This is a genomic window from Streptomyces sp. NPDC058195 (assembly GCF_042883525.1).
Lineage (GTDB): Bacteria > Actinomycetota > Actinomycetes > Streptomycetales > Streptomycetaceae > Streptomyces.
Genome location: NZ_JBHVVM010000005.1, coordinates 191,865 through 214,675 on the forward strand (window position 1 = coordinate 191,865; position 22,811 = coordinate 214,675).

Here is a 22,811-nt window from a genome sequence, read left to right on the forward strand (position 1 = left end):
GGCGGCCGGAACGCCGGAACGGACGGCGGAGGGACGGACGGCGGAGGAACGGAAGACAGCCGCGGGCGCAGGTACGGGCACGGGCGCAGGTACGGGCACGGGTACAGGTACGGGCACAGGCGCGGGCGCAGGCGCAGGTACAGGTGAAGGGAAGGGTGCGGCGGACGTGGTGTGGTCGGGCAGCTGGGTGGCGGAGCGACTGGGTGTGGAGCTCGCGGGGGACGGCAGGCCCGAGGGCGACGGGGAACTGCGCGCCCTGCTGGGCCTCGCCCTGCGCCGTAACCCCAAGCGCGCCCACCTGCTGGTGTCGAACGTGCTCGGCAAGCACGTCCCGCAGAAGCCCTCCGTGGTCTACCGCACCGGATTCGAGCTGGGCCGCCGGGTGCGCGCTCTCCTCGGCGAGACCGAGGCCGGCCGGGCCGTCGTGCTCGGTTACGCGGAGACCGCCACCGCCCTCGGCCACGCGGTCGCCGACGGTCTGGGCGTGGCACCGTACCTCCACTCGACGCGCCGCCCCGTGGCGGGCGTGGCACGGGCGGGAGGCTTCGAGGAGTCCCACTCGCACGCCACCTCGCACCTGCTGCTCCCGGAGGACCCCGGGCTGCTGACCGGCGGCCGCGGCGGGGCGGACACCGGGAGGCATGTCTCCGGCGCCCCGCTGGTCCTGGTCGACGACGAGTTCTCCACCGGCAACACCGTGCTCAACACCATCCGCGCCCTGCACGAGCGGTACCCGCGCGACCGCTACACGATCGTCGCCCTGATGGACATGCGCTCCCCGGCCGACCGGGACAGGCTGGCCGTGTTCGCCGAGGAGATCGGCGCCCGGGTCGACCTCGTGGCGTACGGCTCGGGCACGGTCACCCTTCCGGAGGGCGTCCTGGAGAAGGGCCAGGCCCTGGTCGCCGCGCATGAGCAGATACCCGGGCCCCCCTCCGCGCACGAACCGGCGCCGGGCGCCCCGGCCCCCCGCCCCTGCACCCGGGTGGACCTCCGGTGGCCCGCCGGGGTGCCCGACGGCGGGCGGCACGGCTTCACCCCCGGCCACCGGGCGGTCCTGGAGGACGCCCTCCCCACCATGGCCGCCCGCCTCGCCGGACAGCTGGGAGGCGCCCGGCGCGTCCTGGTCCTCGGCTTCGAGGAGCTGATGTACGCCCCCCTGCGCCTGGGCACGGCCCTGGAGCAGCTCACCGACGCAGAGGTGCGCTACTCCACCACCACGCGTTCCCCCGTCCTCGCCGTGGACGACCCGGGCTACGCGATACGGACCCGGCTGGTCTTCCCGGCCCACGACGACCCGGACGACGGGCCCGGAGACCGGTACGCGTACAACGTCGCGGGCGCCGGTTTCGACGCCGTGCTGCTCGTCGTCGACTCCGTCGCCGACACCCCTGAACTTCACGCTCCCGGCGGCCTGTTGGCACAGCTCGCCGCGCACACCGCACACGTACTGCTCGCGGTCGTCCCCTCGTACGTCCCCTCGTACGTCCCGCACCCCCGTACGCACCTCCCCGAACGGCAGGAAGCCCCCATGCTGCCCGAGCCCCTCCGCGGCCCCGCCTTCTCCTCCTACGCGCCACAGGAGGTCGGCTGGCTGCTCCAGGACCTCTCGGACACCGAGCTGGAGGCGCCCACCGAGGAGCGCGAGGAGGCGATACAGAGCGGCGGCGCCCACTACGCCGAATCGCTGCCCGTCGAGTACCAGCCCTCCGCCGCGTACCAGGAACTGTTCCGGGCGGCGCTGGAGCTGTCGGCCGCCCGGATCGCCCGCGCTGTCGGCACCGTCACCGAGACGGTCCTCGCCGAGCGCGGCCCCCGTCCGGTCCTGGTCTCGCTGGCCCGCGCCGGTACGCCCGTCGGCGTACTGATGCGCCGCTGGGCCCAGCGGCGGCACGGCATCGAGCTGCCCCACTACGCCGTCTCCATCGTGCGCGGCCGCGGCATCGACGCCAACGCCCTGCGATGGCTGGCCGCCCACCACGACCCGGCGGACATCGTCTTCGTGGACGGCTGGACCGGAAAGGGCGCGATCACGCGGGAACTCTCCGCGGCGCTCGGCGGGTTCGAGGGCTTCAACCCGGAGATCGCGGTGCTGGCCGACCCCGGCGGCTGCGTCCGCACGTACGGCACCCGGGAGGACTTCCTCATCCCGTCCGCCTGCCTCAACTCCACCGTCTCCGGGCTCATCTCGCGGACCGTGCTCCGCGCGGACCTGGTCGGCCCCGAGGACTTCCACGGCGCGAAGTTCTACCGTGAGCTGGCGGACGCCGACGTGTCCGGCCTCTTCCTCGACACCGTCGCCGCGCACTTCGACGCGGTCGCCGACGCGGTGGACGCCGAGGCCAAGGACCTGCTCGCGGCCGACCGGGCGCCCACCTGGGAGGGCTGGGCCGCGGTGGAGCGGATCAGCGAGGAGTACGGCATCCATGACGTGAACCTGGTCAAGCCGGGCGTCGGCGAGACCACCCGGGTGCTGCTGCGCCGCGTCCCCTGGAAGATCCTGACCCGGCGCGACGCGGGCGCGGACCTCGAACACATCCGCATGCTGGCCGAACAGCGGGACGTACCGGTGGAGGAGGTCGACGGCCTCCCGTACAGCTGTGTCGGCCTGATCCACCCGAAGTACACCCGGGGTGCGACGGGCGCGGACGGCCGGACGGTGGACACGAAGTGACCACGCCCGAGGCTCCCGCCGCCGCCCAGACTCCTGTTCCCGCGGCAGCCGCCGCCGCCCCCGTGACGCTGGTCGCCAGCGACCTCGACCGCACCCTGGTCTACTCCGCCGCGGCGCTCCGGCTCACCGGGCCGGACGCCGAGGCCCCCCGGCTGCTCTGCGTGGAGGTGTACGACCACAAGCCGCTCTCGTACCTGACGGAGACGGCCGCGACGCTCCTCGCCGAGCTGGCCCGCACCACCGTCTTCGTCCCCACGACCACCCGAACCCGCGAGCAGTACCGGCGTATCCGGCTGCCCGGCCCGGCGCCCCGGTTCGCGATCTGCGCCAACGGGGGACACCTGCTGGTCGACGGCGAGTCCGACGCCGGCTGGCAGCGGCGGGTGACCCGCCAGATCGCCGAGGAGTGCGCCCCGCTCGCGGAGGTCCGCGCCCACCTGCTGGCCACGGCCGACCCCGCCTGGCTGCTCAAGGAACGGGTCGCCGAGGACCTCTTCGCCTATCTCGTGGTGGAGCGCTCGCTGCTGCCCGGAGGCTGGGCCGAGGAGCTGGGCGCGTGGGCGGGGGCCCGGGGCTGGACGGTCTCTCTCCAGGGCCGCAAGATCTACGCCGTACCCGGCCCGCTCACCAAGAGCGCCGCCATGGAGGAGGTCGCCCGGCGCACCGGCGCCACACTCACCCTCGCCGCGGGCGACAGCCTCCTCGACGCCGATCTGCTGCTCGCCGCCGACCGCGCCTGGCGCCCGGCCCACGGCGAACTGGCCGATGCGGACTGGCGCGCCCCGCACACCGAGGTGACGGCGGCCCAGGGCGTCGCGGCGGGCGAGGAGATCCTCCGGGCCTTCCTCCGCGCGGCCCACGAGGGAAGACCGTCCTGACCCGTGGTCCGGACACCGCGTGGGGAGGGACCGCCCTGCCCCGTCGTCCGGACACGGGCACCGCGCGGTGGAAAGATCGTCCTGATACCGGACGTGACCGCGCCGGTCGCCGGACGTACCAGGAGCACCGCATGACCAAGGGCAACGAAACGAAGATCACGGACGAGCTGTACGCGTACATGCTGGCGCACAACCCTCCGCTCGACGCGGTGCAGCGCGAGCTGGTGAAGACCACCTACGCGCGGTTGCCCGAGCACGCCGGGATGCAGTCGGCCGAGGAGCAGGGGCCGCTGCTGGCCTTCCTCGTCCGGCTGACCGGCGCCCGGCACATCGTGGAGGTCGGGACGTTCACCGGGTTCTCCGCGCTGTCGATGGCGCAGGCGCTGCCCGCCGACGGCCGCCTGATCGCCTGCGACGTCTCCGAGGAGTGGACCGCGTACGGCAGGGAGGCGTGGCAGAAGGCGGGCGTCGCGGACCGGATCGACCTGCGCATCGCCCCCGCGCTCGACACCTTGAGGGCGATGCCGGACGAGCCGCACATCGACTTCGCCTACCTGGACGCGGACAAGGGCAACTACATCCCGTACTGGGAGGAGCTGGTGCCCCGGATGCGGCAGGGCGGCCTGATCGTCTCGGACAACGTGCTCTTCCACGGCCGCGTGACCGACCCGGAGGCGACCGGCGCGGCGGCAGCGATCAAGGAGTTCAACGACCACGTGGCCGCCGATACGCGGATGGACAGCGTGCTGCTGACCGTGTCCGACGGCCTGACGCTCTCCCGCAAGCGGTAACGCCCGCCCTGCTCAGCAGCGGCACCAGCAGCCGGTCAGCCGTAGCAGACGTAACGGTTGGCCAGCCGCAGCAGCCGTAACGGTTGATCAGCCGCAGCAGCCGCCCCCGCAGCAGCCTCCGCCGCCTCCGCCCGCCGGGGCGGCGGGCGCGGACTTGGCGGACGAGCCGCCGACGGCCACGGTGGAGAGCAGCTTCACGGTGTCGGCGTGACCGGCGGGGCAGGAGGCCGGATCGGAGGACTGGGCCATCGGACGGCTCAGTTCGAACGTGTCCCCGCAGGAGCGGCAGCGGAATTCGTATCGAGGCATGCCCTCAGATTAGCGGTGGCTCAAGGCGGCCGGCGGACGACCGGCATCGGCGGCCGGTCCTCCTTCCGGCGGAGTCGCAGCTCCCGTTCGGCTTCCTCGGGATGGCGGGCCCGCCAGTACGGATTGTCGTGCGGAAGGCCGCCGCTGATCCGCCCGTACATCCCGAAGACCATCAGCATCAGCCCGACCACGAAGCTGAACAGCACGTTCTGGAGTTGAAAGGCGAGGAAGTTGTACGCGGTCCCCAGCAGCGCGAGGTTCACGAATCCGCTGAGGACGAAGGCGATGCCCAGAACCATGTTGAGCGTCGAGGCGACATTGCCGCCGATCACCATCCCGGCGAACAGCAGCAGACCGACGCAGAGGGAGAGGACGCTCAGCGCGCCGTTGGTGTTGAGGCCCGCGACGGTGGCCCCGCCGGTGCTGAAGAAGCCGATCCTGTTCATCAGCCCCAGGGCCCCGAACGCCAGCAGCACCAGCCCCATCAGCCCCGCCCCGACCCGGTAGACGCGGTTGAGCCGGTGATCGACCGGCAGATGCCGGTCGAGCCGGGCGGCCGTGCGGCGGTGAGGGGAGTGCCGTCCCCTGATGTGCGGTACGTGGTGGGTGGCCATCGCGCAGCCTCCTTCCACCCGTATCCCCAGCATCCGCCCGCGCCCGTACCACCGCACATGGAGGATTCCCGTGCACGGCGGAGCTTTGTACGTGGAGGGCTCCAGCGCATGGCGGAGTTTCGCGCAAGGAGGAGCCTCGCGCATGGAGGAGCCTCGTACGCGGAGGGCTCCTGTACGCGGCGGAGCTTTGTACGTGGAGGGCTCCCGCGCATGAGGTACGTCGTGCACGGAGGGGCAGGACTTCAGCCCCGGCCCGCGCCGCGCTCCTCTCGAATCCCGGAGACCACCCGCGCGGCCGTCTGCCGCACCGCTTCGGTCTCGGTCAGGAAGTGCCAGTAGTCGGGGTGCCGCCCGTCGAGCGCGGCGACGGCGCGGTCCAGCCGGGCCACCGCGTCGTCCAGCGGACGGGCGTGGCGCGGATCGGGCGTACTGCGGCCCTCCATCGCCAGACGCTGGGCGTCCCGGACCGCGAACCGGGTCCGCTGGATCTCCTGCTGCGGGTCCTTGGCCACCGCGTCCAGCCGGTGCAGCCGGTCACCGGCCGCTGACACCGCCTCGTCCGTGGCGTTCAGCAGGGCGCGGACCGTGCTCAGCCGGGACGTCGCGTCCGCCCACCGCTGCTCGTCGCGCGCCTTGGCGGCCTCCTTCAGCTTCTCCTCGGCCTGCCGCACATTGACCGCCGCCTGCTCCGGAACCGGCTGGAGGTCCTGCCAGCACGCGGCCGTGAAACGGCGCCGCAACTCGCTCAGCACCGGCTCCACCGAGCCCGCCCGGGTCGTCAGCGCCTCGGCGCGCGTGCGCAGCGACACCAGCCGGTGATCTATCTCGGCGGCCCGCTCGGGCAGCTTCTCCGCCTCGGCCTTCACCGTCTCGGCATCGCGCAGCACCCGGTCGGCCCGCTGGAGGGTCTCCGGGACGCCGTGCCGTCCGGCGCCCTCGTTGAGCTTGGTCAGCTCGGGGGCGAGGGCCGCCAGCCGGGCGGCGAGATCGTCCGCCCGCAGCCCGGAGGCGCGCGCCGCGTCGAGCGCGTTGCTCGCGCCGAGCAGCGCCTGCCGGGCCCGCTCCACGGCGGGCGCGAGCCGGGCGAGCTGCGTCTCCGCACTGCCCAGCAGCGGGCCGAGCCCCTGCGCGAACCGGTCCAGCTCGGCCTTGACCCGGATCAGCTCGTCCTTGGCCCCGGTCAGCTCGGCCCGCGCGCGGGCGGCGGCCGAGGACTCCAGGTCGTCCCGGTCCAGATCGTGCGCGTCGACCGCGGTGATGTACGTGCGGCTGGCCTCGTCGATCCGCTGGCCCAGGGCGGCGAACTCGTCCACGACCCTGCGTGCGGCGGGCGAGCTGTCCACCGCGGTGATCGTCTCGATCGAGATCCGCAGGTCGCGCTGGGCGGTGTCGAGCTCGTAGAAGGCCGAGGCGGCGGCGTCCTTGGCGGCCTGTGCCTCGGCGCGCTGGCTCTCCCCGCGCCCGCCGAACCAGCGTCTCGTACCACCACCGGCGAAGGCGGCGGGCAGCGCGGCAGCCAGCAGCGGCACTGGCAACAGCACCAACGCGAGGACATCGCCGACGGCGGAGCCCCCGCCCGCTCTCGCCCGCGGCCGCGCGTCTGTCGCCGTCACATCCCTCTCCCGTGCTGCTCAGCCCTGCCCGGTACATTCTCCCACCAGGTAAGGACGAACACACGGGCCGGTTAGTTCGCGCTTCGGACGGTGACTTGGCCGTTGTCGCTGCGGGCCTTCACCACATGGCCACTGGCCTCGCCCCCCTCGGCCCGCGGCACGTCCACCGAGGTGCGCCCGTTGCGGGCGACGGCGTCCACGGCGTACTTCACGGAACCGGGCGGCAGCTCGATGGTGGTCGAGCCGTTGTCGCTCACGGTCTCCACCCGGTCCGGGGCGGTCGCGAACCGCAGCCGGATCCTGCCGTTGTCGCTCCGCGCCGACACGGACGCGGCCGACACCCCCTCGGTGAGGATGTCGCCGTTGTCGCTGGTCAGGTCGAGCGGCCCGGTGGAGTTCCGGACGGACAGCGTGCCGTTGTCGGCGCGCAGCGTGAGCGGCGTACTGAAGCCGGTGGCGGTGACCTTTCCGTTGTCCCCGTCGACCACCACCGCCACCCCGCGAGGCACCTTCACCCGGTGCGCCGCGGCGCAGTCGCTGATCAGGGCATCGCAGCTCACCCGGAGCGACAAGGTGTCGTCCCGCATCTCCCACTGCGGCTCGGGCCCGTCCCCGAACATCACCCAGCCGTCGACCTGACGCGTCACCTCGACCTTCGGGACATCGGCCGGTACGAGCTCCAGCGACGACGCCCGAGCGTGAATGGTCAGCGTCTTCCCGCTCAGCGCGAACGACTTGTGCTCGGTGGGCGCCTCGCTCACATCCGTACTCCCGCACCCGGCCAGCATCAGAACCATGAGCACGGCGCCACCGGAAGCGGCGAGAGTACGGGTGCGGGCTGCCATGATGATCTTTCCCCCAGGCTCGGACGACGCACGCCTCCGACGGCGCACGCCTCACCGTACGAGCGCCCTCGCTCCAGCAGAATCAGGCGGGCCACCGTACGAGGGTGGGGATATCCCCCGCACGCCCATGCCCTCTCTCCTCCGGGCCGGATACCGTTTGTGACCAGGGCCCGCAGTCCATGTACGCTGTTGCCTCATCCACGGGTGCGTAGCTCAGGGGTAGAGCGCTGCTCTTACAAAGCAGATGTCGGCGGTTCGAAACCGTCCGCGCCCACCAGTACGGAGAGAAACCCCAGGTCGACAGCTTCCCGACCTGGGGTTTCGTCATGCCTACACTTTGGCCACGTGCTGAGTACGTGATGACTACCCACCCGGTACGGCGTGACGTCTCCTAAATCTCTCCTATGAGACCAGGGCAACCGCGCAGGTCAGAGGACGGATTTCGAGACAACGAAGCGGCCCACCCCCTGATGGGGGTGGGCCGCTTCTTCGCGTTCAGGCTATGCGGCAGACTCCGGCGGCTCGTCCGTTGCCGCGCGCACCTCGATCTCCTGAAGGCGGGGCTGCGCCGCCCGCCATGCTTCGAGTGCGGCCTGGATCTCCTCGGGCGACCCGCCCTCCTTGCCGCGGGCGACCACCACAGCCTGTCCGCCGCCGGGAAGCCGGATCACCATCGTGTCCAGCAGCGGACCGGCCGCCAGTTCCTCGGCAACGCGGAGGGGAAGGCCGTCAGGAACAGGGGCGCTCGGCTCCGGCTGGGCCGGGGGCTGGGAGTCGGCCTCCAAGGTCGGGTCGCCGCCGCCGAGGACGCGGTCCACGCTCTCCTCTGTCCAACCAACAAGGCGTCCGTACGCGCGGTGCGTCGGGGTGGCTTTGCTGAACGGCTTGCCGCGCTCAATGTTCTGGACGGTGGCGCGCGAGACGTCGAGGGCTCGCTGGACATCGTCCTGCGTCAGCCGCGGCTCATGTGTGGTGCGCGCGGCCTTGAGGGCCGTGCCCAGGCGTACCCAATCCATGGTGAGCATCATGCCCCATCGGTTGGGCCTACCGATAGCTCAGCTTTAAGTCTTTGACCTGCATATAAGTAGGCATATGCCCCGGAGTGAGGCGCATGATCTGGCTCACCAGTACGCCCTCCTGACTCCCTGGTGCCTACACCGACGCCAGATAGGGCTCAGAAAGTAGGCATCAGGGGTTGCCTAGGTGTGCCATAGGGCCTAATGTTTAAGCCGTGAGACCGCACGGACCCGCATTCAGAGCCCTCCGCAAGGCGCATAATTTGAGCCTCCGGAGTCTCCAGGACGTCACTGGCATAGATCGCCGCTACCTCTCCCGGCTGGAGAGAGCGGAGGTCGACGCTATCGAGGCGGACCGGGCCGACGCGCTCGCCGGTGCCCTCGGGGTGCCGACCGAAGCCATAGCCGAAGGAGAACCCGTGACCGCCGAGGCCATCGAGGTGCCTGTCGACCTCGACGACGAGCTGAAGCGCTACTCCCCCGAGCAGATTGCGGCGATGGGGTGGCTCCCGTGGTCCGCTCGCAAGATCAAGGAATTGGCCTACGCCCGCGAGATCTTCGCGCACCGCGACGGTGGTCGGATCACGCTCACCCGCGAGGACGTCCGGCGCACGTCGGCCCTTGGGGAGATCACGCCCTTCCAGGGCCCCGCCGCCTGACCCATCACGTACAGCGGGGCCGCACAGACCCTAGCCCGGTCCGGCGACCCCTCGGCACACCTCAACCCATCAGAAAGAAGAGGTCACCGTGAACACCGATCTTACGTTGCAGCGGCAGGGATCCCCGATCCTGCTCCTCGCGCACCTGCACGCCACGATGCAGCGCCTTCCCGCCGCGTCGTTCCACGTCACGCCGGTCTACCCGACCGTGCTGGAGATCTCGCTCCACGACAGCCTCGACGCGTTCACTGCGTGGCGGGAGGCGCTGGGCCTGAACCTGTCCGAGCTGGACGCCCGGAGCCACAAGGGCTCGTCGTGGGTGACGGTCGACGGGGTCGTTGACGACGTGCTGGTCCGTCTCACCGGATACGGCGACGAGGTCGAGGTCGCCGCGTACCAGGCGATGTCGGCGGTGGCGGCATGAGCGCCCCGATGACGCCGAACACGGCGCTGATCCGGCTGCGGCAATACGGCGAGCGCACGTCGACCTGGTCGACCGCCACGTACGACAGCGGCACGGAACGGTCACTGCACGAGATCGCGTTGACGTTGGCCGCTGAGGTGAACCAGCTGTCCAACGACCTGACCGGGGCGTTTCTGGACCGGCACGAGGAGGAACAGGACGGCGCCCGGCTGCGGTTGGCGCTGGAGTCGGCGCGTCGCGGGCGGCGTGAACTCCGGGCCCAGGTGGCGCGGTTGAAGTTCACCGCCGCGCTGGCCGAGGAGGACTACCGCCGGGTCGTTCGCGGAGCATCCCTGATCGAGAGCCAGCTGCGGGCCCGGGGCGCCGAGCTGGAGGCGCTGACGCCCGCTCCGATCCAGACGTGCCAGGCGTGTGGTGCGGGCTACACGCTCGGCCAGCCCTGCGCTGTCTGCGAGTTCAAGAAGCGCATGGCCGCCGGTGCCCCTGCGGGCGGCCCCACCCCGCCGGAGGCCCTGTCCCCGTGGGAGCGGGCAGTGGCCGGGCTGAATGCCCTGGTCGACGCAGATGTGATCTTCCACGTCGAGCCGGACGGGCACATCTCCGCGCCCTTCAGCGACGAGCACATCGAGTGGGACCTGAAGGCGAAGCGCTGGGTGCTTACCCACGACGACGAAGACGAGGACCCGGTCCGCACGTGCGGCTGCCCGGCCCGGTTCGAGCGGCATGCGGACGGCTGCCCGAAGGCGCCGTCGATGACGGCCGACGAGTGGAACGAGCGCTACCCGGTCGGCACGCCGGTCATCGCGTACCCCGGCACCCGCGACGACGAGCCGCTCGACACGGTGACCCGATCCCGGGCGTGGACGCTCGGCCACGGCGCCGCCGTGGTGTCCGTCGAGGGCGAGTCCGGCGGGATCCACCTCACCCACGTCGACCCGATCGGCGGTGTGGCGTGAACGCCCGCGACGAGCTGTACGCCGTGCTGCGAGTGGCAGGCGAGGACCGGGCGGAGGCTGAGCGGCTGATCGCCGCGCACGACGCCGAGGTACTGCGCGAGGCCGCCGACGTCATCGTCAACTCCCGGGGACTCGGCACCTCCGAGGCCAACAGGGGCGCCAATTGGGCCGCCGCGCTGCTCCGCCGCCTGGCCAACAAGACCGCTGCCGCCGCCCGGTTGGCTCGCCTTGAGGACGCCCGGCACACCCTCCAGCAGGCCCGCGAGCAGGGCGGTGCCCAGTGAGCGACCGCCCGAGCGTGTTCGCCGGTACCTGGACCCGCCCGCCCGCCGACGGCATCGGCCGGTCCCGGCGGGAGTTGCAGGACCGCGCGTCCTTCGACACCGCGCCCGCGGCCGGGGCGTCCTGCGCCCTCATCCTCGCCCTCCCCGCCACCGGGCTGCTGCTGGCCGCCCTCCTCCACACCACCGGAGCCACCGCATGACCATCACCGCGCTGGCCGGGGCTTCGGCCCCGGCCGCCGGGATCGACCCCGGCATCTACCCCAACCTCCCGATGGACCAGTACCACGCGGACCGTGCCTCGCTGTCGTCGTCCGGCGCCCGCCGCCTGTTGCCGCCGTCGTGCCCGGCCCTGTTCCGGCACGAGCAGGACAACCCCCGGCCGCCGAAGCGGACGTTCGACATGGGGAACGCCGCGCACCGGCTCGTCCTCGGCGACGGCCCCGAGCTGGTCGCCGTCGAAGCGCCGGACTGGCGGACGAAAGCGGCCCGCGAGGAGCGTGACGCGATCCGTGCCGCGGGCGGGGTGCCGCTGCTGGCCGACGAGTACGACCAGGTGCAGGCGATGGCCGACGCGATCCGCCGACACCCCGTCGCCTCCGCCCTGTTCGCGCCGGGTTCGGGGCGCCCCGAAACGTCGCTGTTCTGGCGCGATCGGCAGACCGATGTGATGCGGCGGGCCCGGTTCGACTGGATGCCCGATCCGCGTAACGGCCGCCTGATCATCCCCGACTACAAGACCTGCCGCAGCGCCGAGCCCAGTGCCCTGGCCCGCGCGGTCGACGAGTACGGCTACCACCAGCAGGCCGACTGGTACCGGGCTGGTGCGCGCGCCCTCGGGATCGGCGACGAGCACACCGCGTTCGTCTTCGTCTGCCAAGAGAAGACAGCCCCGTACCTGATCACCGTGTTCGAGCCGGACATGGCCGCTCTCCGGATCGCCGCGGCGAAGAACCGCCGCGCGATCAACACCTTCGCCGAGTGCACGGAGTCCGGCCGCTGGCCCGGCTACTCCGACGACATCGAGTACCTGTCCCTGCCCCCGTACGCCGAGCGGCGGGATGAAGAGGAGTACCTGTGAGCTACCAGCAGATCGAGCGCATGACCCCGGTCGCGGCCCCGGCCCGGGTCGGGCAGGGCACTGCCGTCGAGCAGTCCCGCGCCGTCGCCGAGGTCCAGGCCGCCGTTCTGGTGGCCCGCCAGTTCCCCCGCGACGAGGCGGTGGCCATCGCGAAGATGCGGACGGCCTGCGCCCAGCAGGAGCTGGCACAGCGGGCGTTCTTCCGCTTCCCCCGCGGCACTTCGAACGTGTCGGGCGAGACCATCCAGCTCGCGAAGGAGCTGGCCCGGTGCTGGGGCAACATCCAGTTCGGAGTCGCCGAGCTGCGTCGCGACGAGGAGTACGGCGAGTCGGAAATGCAGGCGTGGGCCTGGGATATGGAGTCGAACGAACGCTCGTCGACCACGTTCATCGTGCCTCACGCCCGGTGGGCAAACGGCAGGGCGCAGAAGCTCGCCGACTTCCGCGACGTATACGAGAACAACGCAAACAACGGGGCTCGCCGCCTCCGCGAAATGATCTTCACGGTTCTGCCGGTCTGGTACATCGAGCAGGCCAAGTCCGCCTGCACCAAGACCCTCGCCAACGGGACCGGTGACGTTCCCCGCTCGCAGCGCATCGCCGACTGCGTTGCCGCGTTCGACGGCATCGGAATTACCGCTGACCAGATCGAGACCAAGCTCGGCCGCCCGTCCGCGAAGTGGACCGACATCGACCTCGGCCAGCTCCAGGTCATCTACCAGTCGATCCAGCGTGGCGAGGTCACCGCCGACGAGGAGTTCCCGGCCCCGAGGGTGACGGTCGACGAGATCACCAACGCGGCGCCCGGCGACTCGGCTGGCTGGCCGACCACCGCGCAGCCCGGATCGGGGGCCGAGCAGTGAACCTCCGCCACTTCTTCCGCCGCCGCCCGACCCCGACCCCGGCCACGTTCAGCCCGACCGGCGTCACGGACGGCACCCGATGGCTCGTCTGCGACACCACCGTCTGCGCCCACCTCACCACCCGCCACACCCCCGTCCCTGCCTGTTGCGACCAGGCAGGGGCGGGCCCCACCACCGCCTGGCAGTGCACCCGCTGCGGAACCACCAAGGAGGGCCAGTGACCTACGCACCCGAAACCCTCGAACCGTCGGACACGTGGCGCACCCGCGCCGCCTGCACCCGCATCGGCATGGACCCGGAACTGTGGTTCGTCGATGGTGGCGCCCGCGCCGACCGTGAACGCGCCATCGCGATCTGCCGCGACTGCCCCGTCCTCACCCAGTGCCGGGACGCCGTCGCCCGCGAGGAATCCGGCTCCGGCAAGGAGTCGCGGTACGGAATCCGGGCCGGGCTGACGCCGAAGGAACGGTGGGAAGAGGACAAGACCACCCGCAGCCGGGCCATGCCCAGCGGCGGCGGGCGGCGCCTCGCCCCGTGCGGCACCCGCGGCGCGTACGAGCGGCACATCCGTCGCCACGAGCCCGTCGACGACGCGTGCCGGGAAGCGAACACCGCCCACAACCAGAAGCTCACCGGGAAGCGCCGCGCTGCCGCCTGACCCACCCGGCCCGGGGCCACCGCGCCCCGGGCCACCACCCGCACCACCGCAACTCGACCGGAAGAAGCCGCACATGCCCTGGTTCAAGATCGACGACTCAGCGCACTCCCACCCGAAGTTCATGCGGGCCGGGAACGCTGCGCTCGGTCTGTGGCTGCGGTGCGGCTCCTACTCCGCCCAGCACCTGCTTGAAGGCTTCGTCCCGAAGGACATCGTGAAGCCCTTCAAGGGCACCCCGGCCCAGGTGCAAAAGCTGATCGAAGCCGGGCTGTGGCACGAGGCCGGACACGCCTGCACCAGATGCCCGCAGCCTGCCAGCGGCTACATGATCCACGACTTCTTCGAGGGCGGGCGGAACACGACCAAGGCCCAGCACGAGGCGAACAAGAAGAGCGCCGCGGAGAGGGCCGCGAAGAGCCGGGCGAGCCGAAAGCGCACCGGATCCGATCCGGAATCGAACAACATTCAGGATGCAATCGGCTCCGAGAACGACACGGATCCGGTTCAGAATCAGACCGGGTTTTCAGACTCCGTAGCAGGTCAGGAGGGTCTGTCACACCGCACGCCCGCTGACGGTGCTACGCCTGCCCAAGCCTCTACCACGCCTAGCCAGGTACTTCCTACGGAAGTACCTCCTCCCCCTACCCCCTCCGTGAGCACGCCCGGCACCGCCGTGGCCACCGTCAGCGGAAGAGGAGAAGTCCAGCCCCTCATCGACGCGATGGGCGCCCGCCAGATGCGCGTCTCCTGGGGCCTCGGCGCCACCGAGTGGATCGACCTCCGCGACGCCGTACGACGCGTTGGTGTCCCCGCCCTCGTCGACCACGCCGCCCGCGTCTGGCAAGCCGCGAAGACCACGCCCTACTCCGCCCGATACTTCCTCCCCGGCTGGACCGGCCTCCAGGACGCCCCGCAGTACACCGGCCCCCGCTCTCTCACCGCCGGGCCCCCCAGCAAGACCACCGAGTACCTCGACGACATGGCCGCAATCGCTGACGAACTGCGCCAGAGAAAGATGGGAGGCGCCTGATGGAGACCGAGCAGATCCCCCAGCTCATCGCCGAGATCGCCCTCGCCGACCCCCGCGTGAAGCGCGACGACCGGACCGAACGCCGCGCCCAGGCCCTCATGTGGGCCGGGATCCTTGCCGACGTCCCGTACGACTTCGCCGTCACCGCCGCCCACCGGCACTACGCCAAGAGCACGTGGCCGATCCTCCCCGCCGACATCGCCACCCAGTGGGCCGCCACCGTCCGCGACCGCATGGCCCGCGACGTCGACCCCGCCCCGCCCGTCGACCCCGACGACGCAACCGCCTACCGGCACGCGCTCGCCGCACACCGCCGCGCCGTCGCCACCGGCCAGCAGGCACCCGTCGAGCACCACGCCCTCACCACCGGGCCCGCCGCCGCCGAGGTCGAGCGCCGCATGGCCGCCCTCGGCAGCTACATGCCGCCGACCGTCCGCGACGCCCTCGCCCCCTACCGGCCCGCCGCCGAAGCACGCATCGCCGTCATCCGCGAAGGACGACCCGACGCCCTCGGCGTCGACTGCCCCGTCGAAACCTGCCGCGCCGCGACCGGCCAGCCCTGCAGCCGCCCCGCCCGCGACCACCGCCGCCACCGCCTCGCCGCACCCCACCCCTCCCGCACCGACCGCGCCGCCCAACAGCAAGGTCGCGCCGCATGAGCCACCGATGCCCGCCGAACTGCCACCGCTGCCCCGACCTCGACGACGACGTCATGCCCGGCTGCATGGGCACCGCCACCAACCAAGGCACCCCCGCCACCGCCCGACTCCTCACCTGGTGCACCTGCTCCGCGAACCGGTCACTGCCCGCCGAGGACAACGCCAACGCCCGCATCGCCGCCCTCGAAGCCCGCATCGCCGAACTGGAGGCCCGCACGTGATGCCGATCCCGCTGGCCGCAGTCGCCGTCATGGCCGCCGCCACCGACGACTACCGCACCACCACCCCGGCCGAGCAGCAGACCCCCGAGGGACTCGTCGACCGCATCGGGCAGTACCTCCTGTCATCCGGCTACGAGATCCGCCCCGACCTCGACGAGACCCCATGACCGCCACGTGCCGCGTCTGCGGGCGCCTCCTGCGCTCCGAACGATGGCGGGCCCGAGGCATCGGCCCCATCTGCGCCAAGGCCGCAGGCGCCCGCACAACACCCCAAATCCCCACCCCGCGACCCGACCACCACATCGACGGACAAGCCGAACTCCCACTCGTCCACCACCACCCTCTGGTCCCTGTGACCACCACGAAGGAGAGAACGCCATGACCTACCACCCCGACATGAACGCCATCGAGCTCGACGAAGCCGACGGCCACCCGCGCCAGGCTGACACCCCGAACCCGTGCACCTGCGACGACGAGAACACCCTCGTGACCGTCGACATGGGGCCCGAGAACGGCGGCGTCATCGACATGTGCGTCGGCTGCTACGACGCCATGCAGAACGAGGACGGCCACTGATGAAAAGCCCCGTCCCGTACTTCGGCGCGAAGGGCCGCACCGCCCCTTGGATCGTGTCCGTCCTGCCCCCGCACCAGCACTACGTCGAGCCGTACTGCGGCGGCCTGTCCGTCCTGCTGGCCAAGTCCCCGTCGCCGATGGAAACCGTCAACGACCTCGACGGTGAACTCATGACGTTCTGGCGGGTCCTGCGTGACCGGCCCGCCGACCTCATCCGGGCATGCGCCCTCACCCCGCACAGCAGGGACGAACTTGCGGCCGCACACGAACCGGCAGCCGATGAACTGGAACTGGCCCGCCGCATCTGGTGCCGCCTTGCGCAGGGCCGGTCCGGCACGCTCCGCAACACCGGGTGGCGGCACTACGTCGACCCCGCAGGTTCGGCCACGTCCATGCCCGGCTACACGGCCGCCTACGTCGACCGGCTCGCCGCCGCAGCTGAGCGCCTGCGCCGCATCTCGCTGGAGTCGCTGCCCGCACTTGACCTGATCACGAAGTACGGGCAGCAGGAGGACGTGCTGCTGTACGTCGACCCGCCGTACCTCGGCACGACCCGCCCATGGTCGAACTACCGCATCGAGATGAAGGACGAGGCTTCGCACCGCGAGCTCGCGGCCGCGCTCCACGACTGCAAGGCCGCGGTCGTCCTCTCCGGCTACGCCAGCCCGCTCTACAACGAGCTCTACGACGGCTGGCACCGCGCCGACGAGCAGACCATGACCGGCAACGCGACCACCGCGAAGGGGCGGACCGAGGTGCTGTGGTCCAACCGCGTACTCGCCGGCCGACTCAGCCTCTTCGGCGACGAGCCCGACGGCATCCCCGCGTGACCAGCAGTACGCCCGCCCGGGTCGTAGCCGGGCGGGCGCCCACCCACCGTACCCACCACCAGGAGGACCCGATGACCACCACACCCGCCGCCGACGCTGCCCTGCTTCGCGCTGCGAGCGACAACAGTGACGACTGGGACGACGCCACCTGGGCCGCCTGGTGGCGCACAGCCGAACGCGCCCACCAGCCCGCCACCGCCGTGACCGAGGAGCCGGGCCGATGAGCGACCGCATCCGCCTCGACGACCTCACCGACGACCAACTCGCAGACCGGTACCAGGGTGCCGAGGCCGCCGTCGCCCGCGTACGGGCCGAGCTGCACGCTCTCAACTCCGAGACCCGACTCAACCCCGCCGCCATGGCAGGTCGCCGCGACGCCGTCGCCCGCGTCCGCGCTGCCCTCGACGGGCCGCACACCACCTGACCCCGCCCGGCCCCCACCACCCCAACCGACAGGAGCCACCGTGACCGCCGCCCGCGACCTGCACACCGTCATCACCACCTGGCCCGCACTCACCGACGCCCTCACCACCCAAACCGGCGACACCTGGCCCCCCGCCGCCCGCATGACCACCCACCTTCGCGACCGCGGCCTCGACGACACCCCCCAGCGCGGCGCCCGCGACGGCTCCGGCACCGGCGAATCCCCGGCCCCGCTCCGCATCGACATCCTCGACACCATGACCGCCGTCCACGACCTGCTGCTCGACACCGCCGACGCCGTCGCCGAGATAGTGCAGATCACCCCCGCCGGTAACGAACTGGCCCGGCTCCGCAGCACGCGCGACCCCCGACGGTGGCGATGGACCGGCACCCGGCCAGACCCGCAGTACACCGCCCTCTGGCTCTACGGCCGTGTCACCGGCGCGGGCGGCCCGTTCCGGCCGCTCCCCGGCCGCGCCCACCTGCTCGTCGCCGACACCGCACGAGACGCCCTGAACCGCATCGACCGGGCACTCCAACTCACCCGTCTAACCACAGCGGTCGATGTCCCGTGCGCGTGCGGGGGTCGCATCCTCCTCCACGGCGGCGACGGCGCCCTCCCGCACCTCATCTGCTCCCGTTGCGGCCGATACTTCGCCGGGCAGCTCGCCGCATGACCGCCGTGGCGCACCGACGCGCCCGCGTGCGCCAGCTGGCGCAGACCGGAGCATCCAATCGGCAGATCGCGGCGCAGCTCGGCATCAGCAAGGACACCGTCCGCCGCGATCTCTTGGCACCCCTGGAGCCCGTTGAGCCGATGTCCGAGCGCTTGGCGCGCAGGGCGGCGCAGACCGAGAAGGCCATGCGCCAGCTGAGCGCCGCAGCTCAGGCCCTCGACGCGGCCAGGCCGGCATATACCCCGACCGACGACGTGACGGCCCGGCGCTGGCACTCCGAACTACGAGCCATCTCCGAGCAACTCGTGGCGCATGCTGGCGCATTCGCCGACTACTACCCGAGCGCCACCGACCCGGTGCCGAGCTGAACCGCCCCCAGTGTCGGACCCCGCCCCTACCGTGGACGTGTCCGATTCGCGCCTCATAGGTGCGGCGCTGCTACGGACCTGAGGCCCCGCCCGAACATCCTCTGGGTGGGGCATCACCGTGTCACGGACATCTAAGGGTTGTCCCGTAAATGATCTCCGGTTGGGTGTGGACGTGGTTGTTGGCCAGTCCGGCTGCTCGCCTGTCCGGCGAGGTTGAGGTTGTGGAGGCGGGCGATGCCGAGCATGGCGTGGTGGACGTCGGCGCCTTTGAGGCGGCAGTCGCGGAGGATTTTCCAGGTCTTCATGCGGGCGAGGACGTGCTCGACGCGGGCGCGGACCTGTTTGTGGGACGTGTTGTGGGCCTGTTTCCAGGCGGGCAGTTCTTCGCCTTTGCGGCGGCGGTGGGGCATCACGAGTCCTGTGCCCGGATAGCCGCCGTCGGCGATGGTCATGGTCTTGCCGACGGCGGCCTTCGCGCCGGACTCCTCCCATGCCTTGCAGTCGTTGCGGTTGCCTGGCAGGGGCCGACCGACCACCACGACGAGCCGGGTGTCGGCGTCGATGACGACCTGGTGGTTGGTGGAGTGTCGGTAGTTCTTGGACTGCTCGGCGATGGTGTGGTCGCGGGTGGGCACCAGGGTGCCGTCCACGATGAGCACGGTGTCCTTGGCGAACCGCTTGCGGGGCTGCAGCGCGAGAGACGGGCCGAGGTGGTCGATGATGCGGTCGGCCGCGGACTTCAAAACGCCGAAGAGCGGTGCGAGTTGGCGCATCGTCAAGTTCGTGCGCCAGTAGGCCGCCACGAGCAGCACCCGGTCCTCCAGGGAAAGAGACCACGGGCGGCCCTTGCGGACCGGATCTGCACCTTCGCGACGCAGAGCGTTCACCAGCTTGCCGAACGAACGCGGGCTCAGCCCGGTGAATGGGGCTATCCAGGACGGCTCAGACGCCGTGATCACACCAGCCACAACAAGATCATCTCACCCGCGGTCAGAGGGGGCACCTCAGATGCGGGCGCTCAGCCGAAGGTCAAGCAGATGGCGTAGACGAGCAGAGGCGCCACGAAGGGTTCCGAGCCTCCTTACCTCATCCACCTCAAGCTCCAGCCGGTCGGCGAGAGCGAGTACGGCGGCGTAGGGCCGCTCGCCCTCGTCGAGCTTCGCTGCAACGGCTTCGAGGACAGCTCGAAGAACGACAGGGTTCGCACTGTGATGGTCTGCGAGCAGGCGAAGAAGCTTGTTGTCGTTCCAGACGCTGTCGCGGGCCGCGCTCAGTTCCTGGAGGGCCTCGGGCGGCGTGTGGGGATTGGTGGCCAGGGCTTGCCAGACAAAAGGGTACGGACATTTCGCGAGACGCTGCAGGACAAAGCTGTCTCTCTCGGCACGTGCCAGTGCGAGGTAGTCGGCAGGCGTCGGCACGAGGATGGCCTCTCAAGATGGTCGAAGCCGCTATCCTGCCACTGGACCTTCGCCGCAGCCGAATCCGGGCCAGTCATAACCCACCTGCCTCGACCATCACTTACGGGACAAGTCTTGGCTGAGCTGCCGCACCGCCGCTGCGACATTTCGGCAACTACGCACGAAATCCTGAGCAGCATAGGTCGTTACTGCTTTCGGTTTGTGCACTGCCTGATTACGTAGTTCGCGCAACTGGCGGAAGACGTCCAAGACCCCTTCCCCAAGCCCCAGCCTCCTAAGTTCCTGCATCAGGCGATCGGCAGGGGTGTGAACCCGTTCGGGCTCCTGTTGCCCACGTTCACGCAACAGGTCCAGGCACAGGAACTCCAACGTCGTCCACGCAGTGATCACAGCACCCACAGGTGACGCGGGCGCCGCAACCATCGCTTCATGGAAAGGGTCATCGTGTGAGACGCGGTAAGCCGCCGTACTGTTTACGCGTGCCTGCGTGAGATAATCCAGCATGAGTTGTAGAGCCCCGGGTCCGTTTCTGCGCGTCTCCTCCGCCAACCATTGAGTTAGCGCATTTGGGGAATGCGGGTGCTCCGGTTGCCCCGAATTCTGATCAGCAGGGAGCACCCTTGAGGTTCCTTCAGCTTCAGCTTCAGCTTCGGGTCCGGGCCCGGACCCAGACTCGGCATCGGGCGGACTGGCAGGTGCAGGCACTGCTGCCGAAGACGTCTTCGGCTCGTCAATAGTGCTGGCATGAGCCAACTCCTCTGCCTCGTCGCGAACATCTCGCACGTCCTGCGCAAACTCGGCAGTTCCGGCCGGGGTTTCAACCCTGGTAAGTCTCCCGAACGCATCCTTGATCTGGGTGCGCAGGGCCCACACCAGCCCAAGTGCCGTAAGCGGCCACGCGAGGACCTTGACGTACTCCAGAACCAGTTTCGCGATTTCCACAAGACCATCATGCCGTCACCCACTTCGCCCGGAACCTCTGGTTGCCGACAACTGCCCAAGTGGCCCGTTAGGGCAAGGTGGTATCGAGAGGGTGGGGTGGTCCTCGCCACGTCCACTGCACCAGTAGTTGCATCCTGGGCAGAGATCGTCCAGACTGACCGCACGTCAGGCATGCCCGGACAAATGCAGACCCGCCCGACGCGGCGGGTCTTCGCGTTCCCCATGCACCCCGTTCCACGTGCGAGAGGTCGCCACAACCGTTCACTCTCCTCGCCTGTCTCACAGAGCACAGACCTACGTACGGAGAGTGCCACCGTGAGACCCGCCCGTATCCTGATCGCCGCCGTCGCGCTGCTCGCGCTGAGTGCCTGCTCGGCGGAGGAAGGCATCAAGACGCCCGCGCCGGAAGCGACGACCGTCGACCACGCCGCCGCCGAGCGCGCCGCGGGCATCCCGCCCGCCCCGGTCGGCGCCGACCGCGATGCCTACCTAGACGCGATCGCCGCGGTGGACCCGCAGATCATCGTGGACGAGCAGAAGGCCATTGACGCCGGGCGCAACCAGTGCGCCTCGCTCAAGGGCGGTGGCAAGAAGCTGGATTGGGCAGCAGCGCAGCGGTTCGGGAATGACACCAGACCGCTCACGGATGAGCAGGGAAAGCAGCTGAACGCCGCTCTGCGCAAGACCCTCTGCCCCTGACGTTGCCTGCTGCTACCGATTCCGATTTAACGAGAGCGCCCCGTCACCTCCAGAGTGGCGGGCGCTTCGCATACCAGGCCACCGCAGCAGCAAGGGTGACGCCCATGCGCCGACCCATCACCGAAATCGACCGGCCCGAGCCCGTCACCTCCTCTCCGCGGGCATGACACACTTCCCCCCACCGGCCAGTCCTGGGGAGACAGATGAGTGAATACCGTGACGTGCAGTCCGCCGTGAGAACCGAGAAGCTGCGCATCTGGTTCGCGTGGCTCTCCGGAGCCATCGGCGGCGCGATCATCTGCGGAGCGGTCCGCGACGTTGCATACGTCGGAACGGGCGCGCAGATCCTCTGGGCCATCCTCGGCATCCTCGCCACCATCACCGCCGTACGGATGAGCAACGCTCTCAACCGCCGGTCCAACGCCGCCCGCCGCAACGTCCTCGGCGACGACATGTAAGAAGGGGGCACCCGTGGCCGGTAACCCCCGCAACGGACGCCCCTACCGCCGACTCGTCGCCGAACTGCGCCGCCGCGGTGACCCCTGCTGGATCTGCGGCCACGACATCCCGCCCGGCATTGACGCTCGGCATCCGCTCAGCTTCACGCTCGACCATGTCGTACCGATCTCACGCGGCGGCGCACTGCTCGACCCCGCCAACGCTCGCAGCGCACACCGCAGCTGCAACAGCGCACGGGGCAACCGCAGCACCACCGCCACCGTCACCCGACACTCACGAAGGTGGTGACGACGCCGTGCTGTACGTCGTCACCGGCCCGCCTGCCGCGGGTAAATCCTCCTGGATCACCGCCCGCGCCCGCGCGACCGACATCGTCATAGACCTGGACCGCATCACGCAGGCCCTCACCGGCCCCGGCGCCCCCGCATGGAGCCAAGACACCATCGCGGTCCAGGTTGCGCACCGAGCCCGCTACGCCGCCATCGACGAAGCGTTCAAGCACACCGGAGAGACCGACGTCTACCTGATCCACACGATGCCGAGCGCGCGATGGCTCGCCCGCTACCGCCGACACCGCGCCGAGATCGTCACCGTGGACCCCGGCCGCGACGTCGTACTCCAGCGCGTCCGGGACATGCGGTCACCTGGACTACTCGCCGTAGCGACCCGTTGGTACACGCAGCACGCGAAGCGCGCGCCGATCGGCCGCGCAGCCGGGCGCCAGGCATCCCGTAACTGGTAGCGACCACCCCACACGGCCACCCTGGGCGACCGGGCCCCGCGAGACCGGGCCCACCACCAGCCGACCATCACCCGGACCCCACCGCCACCACGCGCCACGCACCGC

General features: G+C 70.7%; 35 protein-coding genes and 1 tRNA gene. 28 read left to right on the plus strand and 8 right to left on the minus strand.

The window, feature by feature from the left end:
• Positions 1 to 166: 166 nt before the first annotated feature.
• The 3 genes from ACFVWY_RS08645 (at position 167) to ACFVWY_RS08655 (ending at position 4,343) form a co-directional block, all read left to right on the plus strand.
• On the plus strand, positions 167 to 2,674 hold the full coding sequence (locus ACFVWY_RS08645) for a phosphoribosyltransferase (RefSeq protein WP_389868634.1): 2,508 nt from the start codon (positions 167 to 169) through the stop codon (positions 2,672 to 2,674).
• Positions 2,671 to 3,552, plus strand: coding sequence for an HAD family hydrolase (locus ACFVWY_RS08650; RefSeq protein ID WP_389868636.1), 882 nt, complete (start codon positions 2,671 to 2,673; stop codon positions 3,550 to 3,552). The genes ACFVWY_RS08645 and ACFVWY_RS08650 overlap by 4 nt, the downstream gene beginning before the upstream one ends.
• Positions 3,553 to 3,683: 131 nt before the next feature.
• Entirely contained in the window at positions 3,684 to 4,343 is a 660-nt protein-coding gene (locus ACFVWY_RS08655; RefSeq protein WP_389868638.1) for an O-methyltransferase, read from the plus strand.
• Positions 4,344 to 4,430: 87 nt separating this feature from the next.
• Here ACFVWY_RS08655 and ACFVWY_RS08660 read toward each other — a convergent pair whose 3' ends face one another.
• The 4 genes from ACFVWY_RS08660 to ACFVWY_RS08675 all read right to left on the minus strand — a co-directional run bounded on the left by ACFVWY_RS08660 (position 4,431) and on the right by ACFVWY_RS08675 (position 7,724).
• Positions 4,431 to 4,652 carry a zinc ribbon domain-containing protein gene (locus ACFVWY_RS08660; protein WP_389868640.1) on the minus strand — a complete coding sequence of 74 codons (222 nt, stop codon included), beginning with the start codon at positions 4,650 to 4,652 and terminating at the stop codon, positions 4,431 to 4,433.
• 20 nt (positions 4,653 to 4,672) lie between these two features.
• Entirely contained in the window at positions 4,673 to 5,266 is a 594-nt protein-coding gene (locus tag ACFVWY_RS08665; protein ID WP_389868642.1) for a DUF4383 domain-containing protein, read from the minus strand.
• 242 nt (positions 5,267 to 5,508) lie between these two features.
• Positions 5,509 to 6,879, minus strand: a complete 1,371-nt coding sequence (locus ACFVWY_RS08670; RefSeq protein WP_389868644.1) for a hypothetical protein — start codon at positions 6,877 to 6,879, stop codon at positions 5,509 to 5,511.
• 71 nt (positions 6,880 to 6,950) lie between these two features.
• Positions 6,951 to 7,724, minus strand: a complete 774-nt coding sequence (locus ACFVWY_RS08675; RefSeq protein ID WP_389868647.1) for a DUF4097 family beta strand repeat-containing protein — start codon at positions 7,722 to 7,724, stop codon at positions 6,951 to 6,953.
• A gap of 202 nt (positions 7,725 to 7,926) precedes the next feature.
• Here ACFVWY_RS08675 and ACFVWY_RS08680 point away from each other — a divergent pair.
• A tRNA-Val gene (locus ACFVWY_RS08680) sits at positions 7,927 to 8,001 on the plus strand.
• A 223-nt stretch (positions 8,002 to 8,224) separates the two neighbouring features.
• Here ACFVWY_RS08680 and ACFVWY_RS08685 read toward each other — a convergent pair.
• A complete protein-coding gene (locus tag ACFVWY_RS08685; RefSeq protein ID WP_389868649.1) occupies positions 8,225 to 8,740 on the minus strand; it encodes a helix-turn-helix transcriptional regulator in 516 nt (171 codons plus the stop codon).
• Positions 8,741 to 8,955: 215 nt separating this feature from the next.
• Between ACFVWY_RS08685 and ACFVWY_RS08690 the strand changes: the two genes are divergently transcribed.
• The 20 genes from ACFVWY_RS08690 to ACFVWY_RS08785 all read left to right on the plus strand — a co-directional run bounded on the left by ACFVWY_RS08690 (position 8,956) and on the right by ACFVWY_RS08785 (position 18,446).
• Positions 8,956 to 9,399, plus strand: a complete 444-nt coding sequence (locus ACFVWY_RS08690; protein ID WP_389868652.1) for a helix-turn-helix domain-containing protein — start codon at positions 8,956 to 8,958, stop codon at positions 9,397 to 9,399.
• An 88-nt stretch (positions 9,400 to 9,487) separates the two neighbouring features.
• The gene (locus tag ACFVWY_RS08695) at positions 9,488 to 9,823 is read left to right on the plus strand and encodes a hypothetical protein (protein ID WP_389868655.1); all 336 of its coding nucleotides are present in this window, start codon (positions 9,488 to 9,490) and stop codon (positions 9,821 to 9,823) included.
• A complete protein-coding gene (locus ACFVWY_RS08700) occupies positions 9,820 to 10,779 on the plus strand; it encodes a hypothetical protein (RefSeq protein ID WP_389868658.1) in 960 nt (319 codons plus the stop codon). The genes ACFVWY_RS08695 and ACFVWY_RS08700 overlap by 4 nt, the downstream gene beginning before the upstream one ends.
• Complete coding sequence (locus tag ACFVWY_RS08705) at positions 10,776 to 11,063, plus strand: hypothetical protein (protein ID WP_389868660.1); 288 nt, start codon at positions 10,776 to 10,778, stop codon at positions 11,061 to 11,063. The genes ACFVWY_RS08700 and ACFVWY_RS08705 overlap by 4 nt, the downstream gene beginning before the upstream one ends.
• Positions 11,060 to 11,263: a hypothetical protein gene (locus ACFVWY_RS08710; RefSeq protein ID WP_389868663.1), complete on the plus strand. Its 204-nt coding sequence runs from the start codon at positions 11,060 to 11,062 to the stop codon at positions 11,261 to 11,263. Before ACFVWY_RS08705 ends, ACFVWY_RS08710 begins: the two co-directional genes overlap by 4 nt.
• Positions 11,260 to 12,141 (plus strand): PD-(D/E)XK nuclease-like domain-containing protein, encoded by an 882-nt coding sequence (locus tag ACFVWY_RS08715; RefSeq protein ID WP_389868666.1) that lies wholly within the window; start codon positions 11,260 to 11,262, stop codon positions 12,139 to 12,141. Before ACFVWY_RS08710 ends, ACFVWY_RS08715 begins: the two co-directional genes overlap by 4 nt.
• The gene (locus ACFVWY_RS08720; protein WP_389868669.1) at positions 12,138 to 13,004 is read left to right on the plus strand and encodes a hypothetical protein; all 867 of its coding nucleotides are present in this window, start codon (positions 12,138 to 12,140) and stop codon (positions 13,002 to 13,004) included. Before ACFVWY_RS08715 ends, ACFVWY_RS08720 begins: the two co-directional genes overlap by 4 nt.
• A complete protein-coding gene (locus ACFVWY_RS08725; RefSeq protein ID WP_389868671.1) occupies positions 13,001 to 13,225 on the plus strand; it encodes a hypothetical protein in 225 nt (74 codons plus the stop codon). The genes ACFVWY_RS08720 and ACFVWY_RS08725 overlap by 4 nt, the downstream gene beginning before the upstream one ends.
• Positions 13,222 to 13,662: a WhiB family transcriptional regulator gene (locus ACFVWY_RS08730; RefSeq protein ID WP_389868673.1), complete on the plus strand. Its 441-nt coding sequence runs from the start codon at positions 13,222 to 13,224 to the stop codon at positions 13,660 to 13,662. Before ACFVWY_RS08725 ends, ACFVWY_RS08730 begins: the two co-directional genes overlap by 4 nt.
• Before the next feature lie 73 nt (positions 13,663 to 13,735).
• A complete protein-coding gene (locus ACFVWY_RS08735; RefSeq protein WP_389868675.1) occupies positions 13,736 to 14,692 on the plus strand; it encodes a mucin-2 in 957 nt (318 codons plus the stop codon).
• Positions 14,692 to 15,351, plus strand: a complete 660-nt coding sequence (locus ACFVWY_RS08740; protein WP_389868677.1) for a hypothetical protein — start codon at positions 14,692 to 14,694, stop codon at positions 15,349 to 15,351. The genes ACFVWY_RS08735 and ACFVWY_RS08740 overlap by 1 nt, the downstream gene beginning before the upstream one ends.
• The gene (locus ACFVWY_RS08745; RefSeq protein ID WP_389868680.1) at positions 15,348 to 15,572 is read left to right on the plus strand and encodes a hypothetical protein; all 225 of its coding nucleotides are present in this window, start codon (positions 15,348 to 15,350) and stop codon (positions 15,570 to 15,572) included. The genes ACFVWY_RS08740 and ACFVWY_RS08745 overlap by 4 nt, the downstream gene beginning before the upstream one ends.
• On the plus strand, positions 15,572 to 15,739 hold the full coding sequence (locus ACFVWY_RS08750; RefSeq protein WP_389868682.1) for a hypothetical protein: 168 nt from the start codon (positions 15,572 to 15,574) through the stop codon (positions 15,737 to 15,739). The genes ACFVWY_RS08745 and ACFVWY_RS08750 overlap by 1 nt, the downstream gene beginning before the upstream one ends.
• Entirely contained in the window at positions 15,736 to 15,954 is a 219-nt protein-coding gene (locus ACFVWY_RS08755; RefSeq protein WP_389868684.1) for a DUF6011 domain-containing protein, read from the plus strand. Before ACFVWY_RS08750 ends, ACFVWY_RS08755 begins: the two co-directional genes overlap by 4 nt.
• Positions 15,951 to 16,148 carry a hypothetical protein gene (locus ACFVWY_RS08760; RefSeq protein WP_389868687.1) on the plus strand — a complete coding sequence of 66 codons (198 nt, stop codon included), beginning with the start codon at positions 15,951 to 15,953 and terminating at the stop codon, positions 16,146 to 16,148. Before ACFVWY_RS08755 ends, ACFVWY_RS08760 begins: the two co-directional genes overlap by 4 nt.
• Entirely contained in the window at positions 16,148 to 16,978 is an 831-nt protein-coding gene (locus ACFVWY_RS08765; RefSeq protein ID WP_389868689.1) for a DNA adenine methylase, read from the plus strand. Before ACFVWY_RS08760 ends, ACFVWY_RS08765 begins: the two co-directional genes overlap by 1 nt.
• Positions 16,975 to 17,202 (plus strand): hypothetical protein, encoded by a 228-nt coding sequence (locus ACFVWY_RS08770; protein ID WP_389868691.1) that lies wholly within the window; start codon positions 16,975 to 16,977, stop codon positions 17,200 to 17,202. The genes ACFVWY_RS08765 and ACFVWY_RS08770 overlap by 4 nt, the downstream gene beginning before the upstream one ends.
• Entirely contained in the window at positions 17,199 to 17,402 is a 204-nt protein-coding gene (locus ACFVWY_RS08775; protein ID WP_389868694.1) for a hypothetical protein, read from the plus strand. The genes ACFVWY_RS08770 and ACFVWY_RS08775 overlap by 4 nt, the downstream gene beginning before the upstream one ends.
• A 40-nt stretch (positions 17,403 to 17,442) precedes the next feature.
• Positions 17,443 to 18,078, plus strand: coding sequence for a hypothetical protein (locus tag ACFVWY_RS08780; RefSeq protein ID WP_389868696.1), 636 nt, complete (start codon positions 17,443 to 17,445; stop codon positions 18,076 to 18,078).
• Complete coding sequence (locus ACFVWY_RS08785; RefSeq protein ID WP_389868699.1) at positions 18,075 to 18,446, plus strand: helix-turn-helix domain-containing protein; 372 nt, start codon at positions 18,075 to 18,077, stop codon at positions 18,444 to 18,446. The genes ACFVWY_RS08780 and ACFVWY_RS08785 overlap by 4 nt, the downstream gene beginning before the upstream one ends.
• Before the next feature lie 131 nt (positions 18,447 to 18,577).
• Here ACFVWY_RS08785 and ACFVWY_RS08790 read toward each other — a convergent pair whose 3' ends face one another.
• From ACFVWY_RS08790 to ACFVWY_RS08800, 3 genes are all read right to left on the minus strand, one after another.
• Positions 18,578 to 19,414, minus strand: a complete 837-nt coding sequence (locus ACFVWY_RS08790) for a transposase (RefSeq protein ID WP_389868702.1) — start codon at positions 19,412 to 19,414, stop codon at positions 18,578 to 18,580.
• 36 nt (positions 19,415 to 19,450) lie between these two features.
• The gene (locus ACFVWY_RS08795) at positions 19,451 to 19,864 is read right to left on the minus strand and encodes a hypothetical protein (RefSeq protein ID WP_389868704.1); all 414 of its coding nucleotides are present in this window, start codon (positions 19,862 to 19,864) and stop codon (positions 19,451 to 19,453) included.
• A 96-nt stretch (positions 19,865 to 19,960) separates the two neighbouring features.
• Positions 19,961 to 20,806 carry a hypothetical protein gene (locus ACFVWY_RS08800; RefSeq protein ID WP_389868707.1) on the minus strand — a complete coding sequence of 282 codons (846 nt, stop codon included), beginning with the start codon at positions 20,804 to 20,806 and terminating at the stop codon, positions 19,961 to 19,963.
• A 315-nt stretch (positions 20,807 to 21,121) separates the two neighbouring features.
• On the opposite strand from ACFVWY_RS08800, the gene ACFVWY_RS08805 reads away from it, so the two are divergent.
• The 4 genes from ACFVWY_RS08805 (at position 21,122) to ACFVWY_RS08820 (ending at position 22,706) form a co-directional block, all read left to right on the plus strand.
• Positions 21,122 to 21,505: a hypothetical protein gene (locus ACFVWY_RS08805; protein WP_389868709.1), complete on the plus strand. Its 384-nt coding sequence runs from the start codon at positions 21,122 to 21,124 to the stop codon at positions 21,503 to 21,505.
• A gap of 203 nt (positions 21,506 to 21,708) precedes the next feature.
• Positions 21,709 to 21,963, plus strand: a complete 255-nt coding sequence (locus ACFVWY_RS08810; protein ID WP_389868712.1) for a hypothetical protein — start codon at positions 21,709 to 21,711, stop codon at positions 21,961 to 21,963.
• Positions 21,964 to 21,976: 13 nt separating this feature from the next.
• A complete protein-coding gene (locus ACFVWY_RS08815; RefSeq protein ID WP_389868715.1) occupies positions 21,977 to 22,252 on the plus strand; it encodes an HNH endonuclease in 276 nt (91 codons plus the stop codon).
• Between the two features lie 7 nt (positions 22,253 to 22,259).
• On the plus strand, positions 22,260 to 22,706 hold the full coding sequence (locus ACFVWY_RS08820) for a hypothetical protein (RefSeq protein WP_389868718.1): 447 nt from the start codon (positions 22,260 to 22,262) through the stop codon (positions 22,704 to 22,706).
• Positions 22,707 to 22,811: the final 105 nt, after the last annotated feature.

Bases quoted from the DNA above. Each gene is read 5' to 3' on its own strand.
- ACFVWY_RS08660 (WP_389868640.1), bottom strand. From the start codon at position 4,652: ATGCCTCGATACGAATTCCGCTGCCGCTCCTGCGGGGACACGTTCGAA.
- ACFVWY_RS08785 (WP_389868699.1), top strand. From the start codon at position 18,075: ATGACCGCCGTGGCGCACCGACGCGCCCGCGTGCGCCAGCTGGCGCAG.
- ACFVWY_RS08700 (WP_389868658.1), top strand. From the start codon at position 9,820: ATGAGCGCCCCGATGACGCCGAACACGGCGCTGATCCGGCTGCGGCAA.
- ACFVWY_RS08675 (WP_389868647.1), bottom strand. From the start codon at position 7,724: ATGGCAGCCCGCACCCGTACTCTCGCCGCTTCCGGTGGCGCCGTGCTC.
- ACFVWY_RS08750 (WP_389868682.1), top strand. From the start codon at position 15,572: ATGCCGATCCCGCTGGCCGCAGTCGCCGTCATGGCCGCCGCCACCGAC.
- ACFVWY_RS08810 (WP_389868712.1), top strand. From the start codon at position 21,709: ATGAGTGAATACCGTGACGTGCAGTCCGCCGTGAGAACCGAGAAGCTG.
- ACFVWY_RS08655 (WP_389868638.1), top strand. From the start codon at position 3,684: ATGACCAAGGGCAACGAAACGAAGATCACGGACGAGCTGTACGCGTAC.
- ACFVWY_RS08745 (WP_389868680.1), top strand. From the start codon at position 15,348: ATGAGCCACCGATGCCCGCCGAACTGCCACCGCTGCCCCGACCTCGAC.
- ACFVWY_RS08665 (WP_389868642.1), bottom strand. From the start codon at position 5,266: ATGGCCACCCACCACGTACCGCACATCAGGGGACGGCACTCCCCTCAC.
- ACFVWY_RS08755 (WP_389868684.1), top strand. From the start codon at position 15,736: ATGACCGCCACGTGCCGCGTCTGCGGGCGCCTCCTGCGCTCCGAACGA.
- ACFVWY_RS08775 (WP_389868694.1), top strand. From the start codon at position 17,199: ATGAGCGACCGCATCCGCCTCGACGACCTCACCGACGACCAACTCGCA.
- ACFVWY_RS08685 (WP_389868649.1), bottom strand. From the start codon at position 8,740: ATGGATTGGGTACGCCTGGGCACGGCCCTCAAGGCCGCGCGCACCACA.
- ACFVWY_RS08740 (WP_389868677.1), top strand. From the start codon at position 14,692: ATGGAGACCGAGCAGATCCCCCAGCTCATCGCCGAGATCGCCCTCGCC.
- ACFVWY_RS08760 (WP_389868687.1), top strand. From the start codon at position 15,951: ATGACCTACCACCCCGACATGAACGCCATCGAGCTCGACGAAGCCGAC.
- ACFVWY_RS08735 (WP_389868675.1), top strand. From the start codon at position 13,736: ATGCCCTGGTTCAAGATCGACGACTCAGCGCACTCCCACCCGAAGTTC.
- ACFVWY_RS08715 (WP_389868666.1), top strand. From the start codon at position 11,260: ATGACCATCACCGCGCTGGCCGGGGCTTCGGCCCCGGCCGCCGGGATC.
- ACFVWY_RS08765 (WP_389868689.1), top strand. From the start codon at position 16,148: ATGAAAAGCCCCGTCCCGTACTTCGGCGCGAAGGGCCGCACCGCCCCT.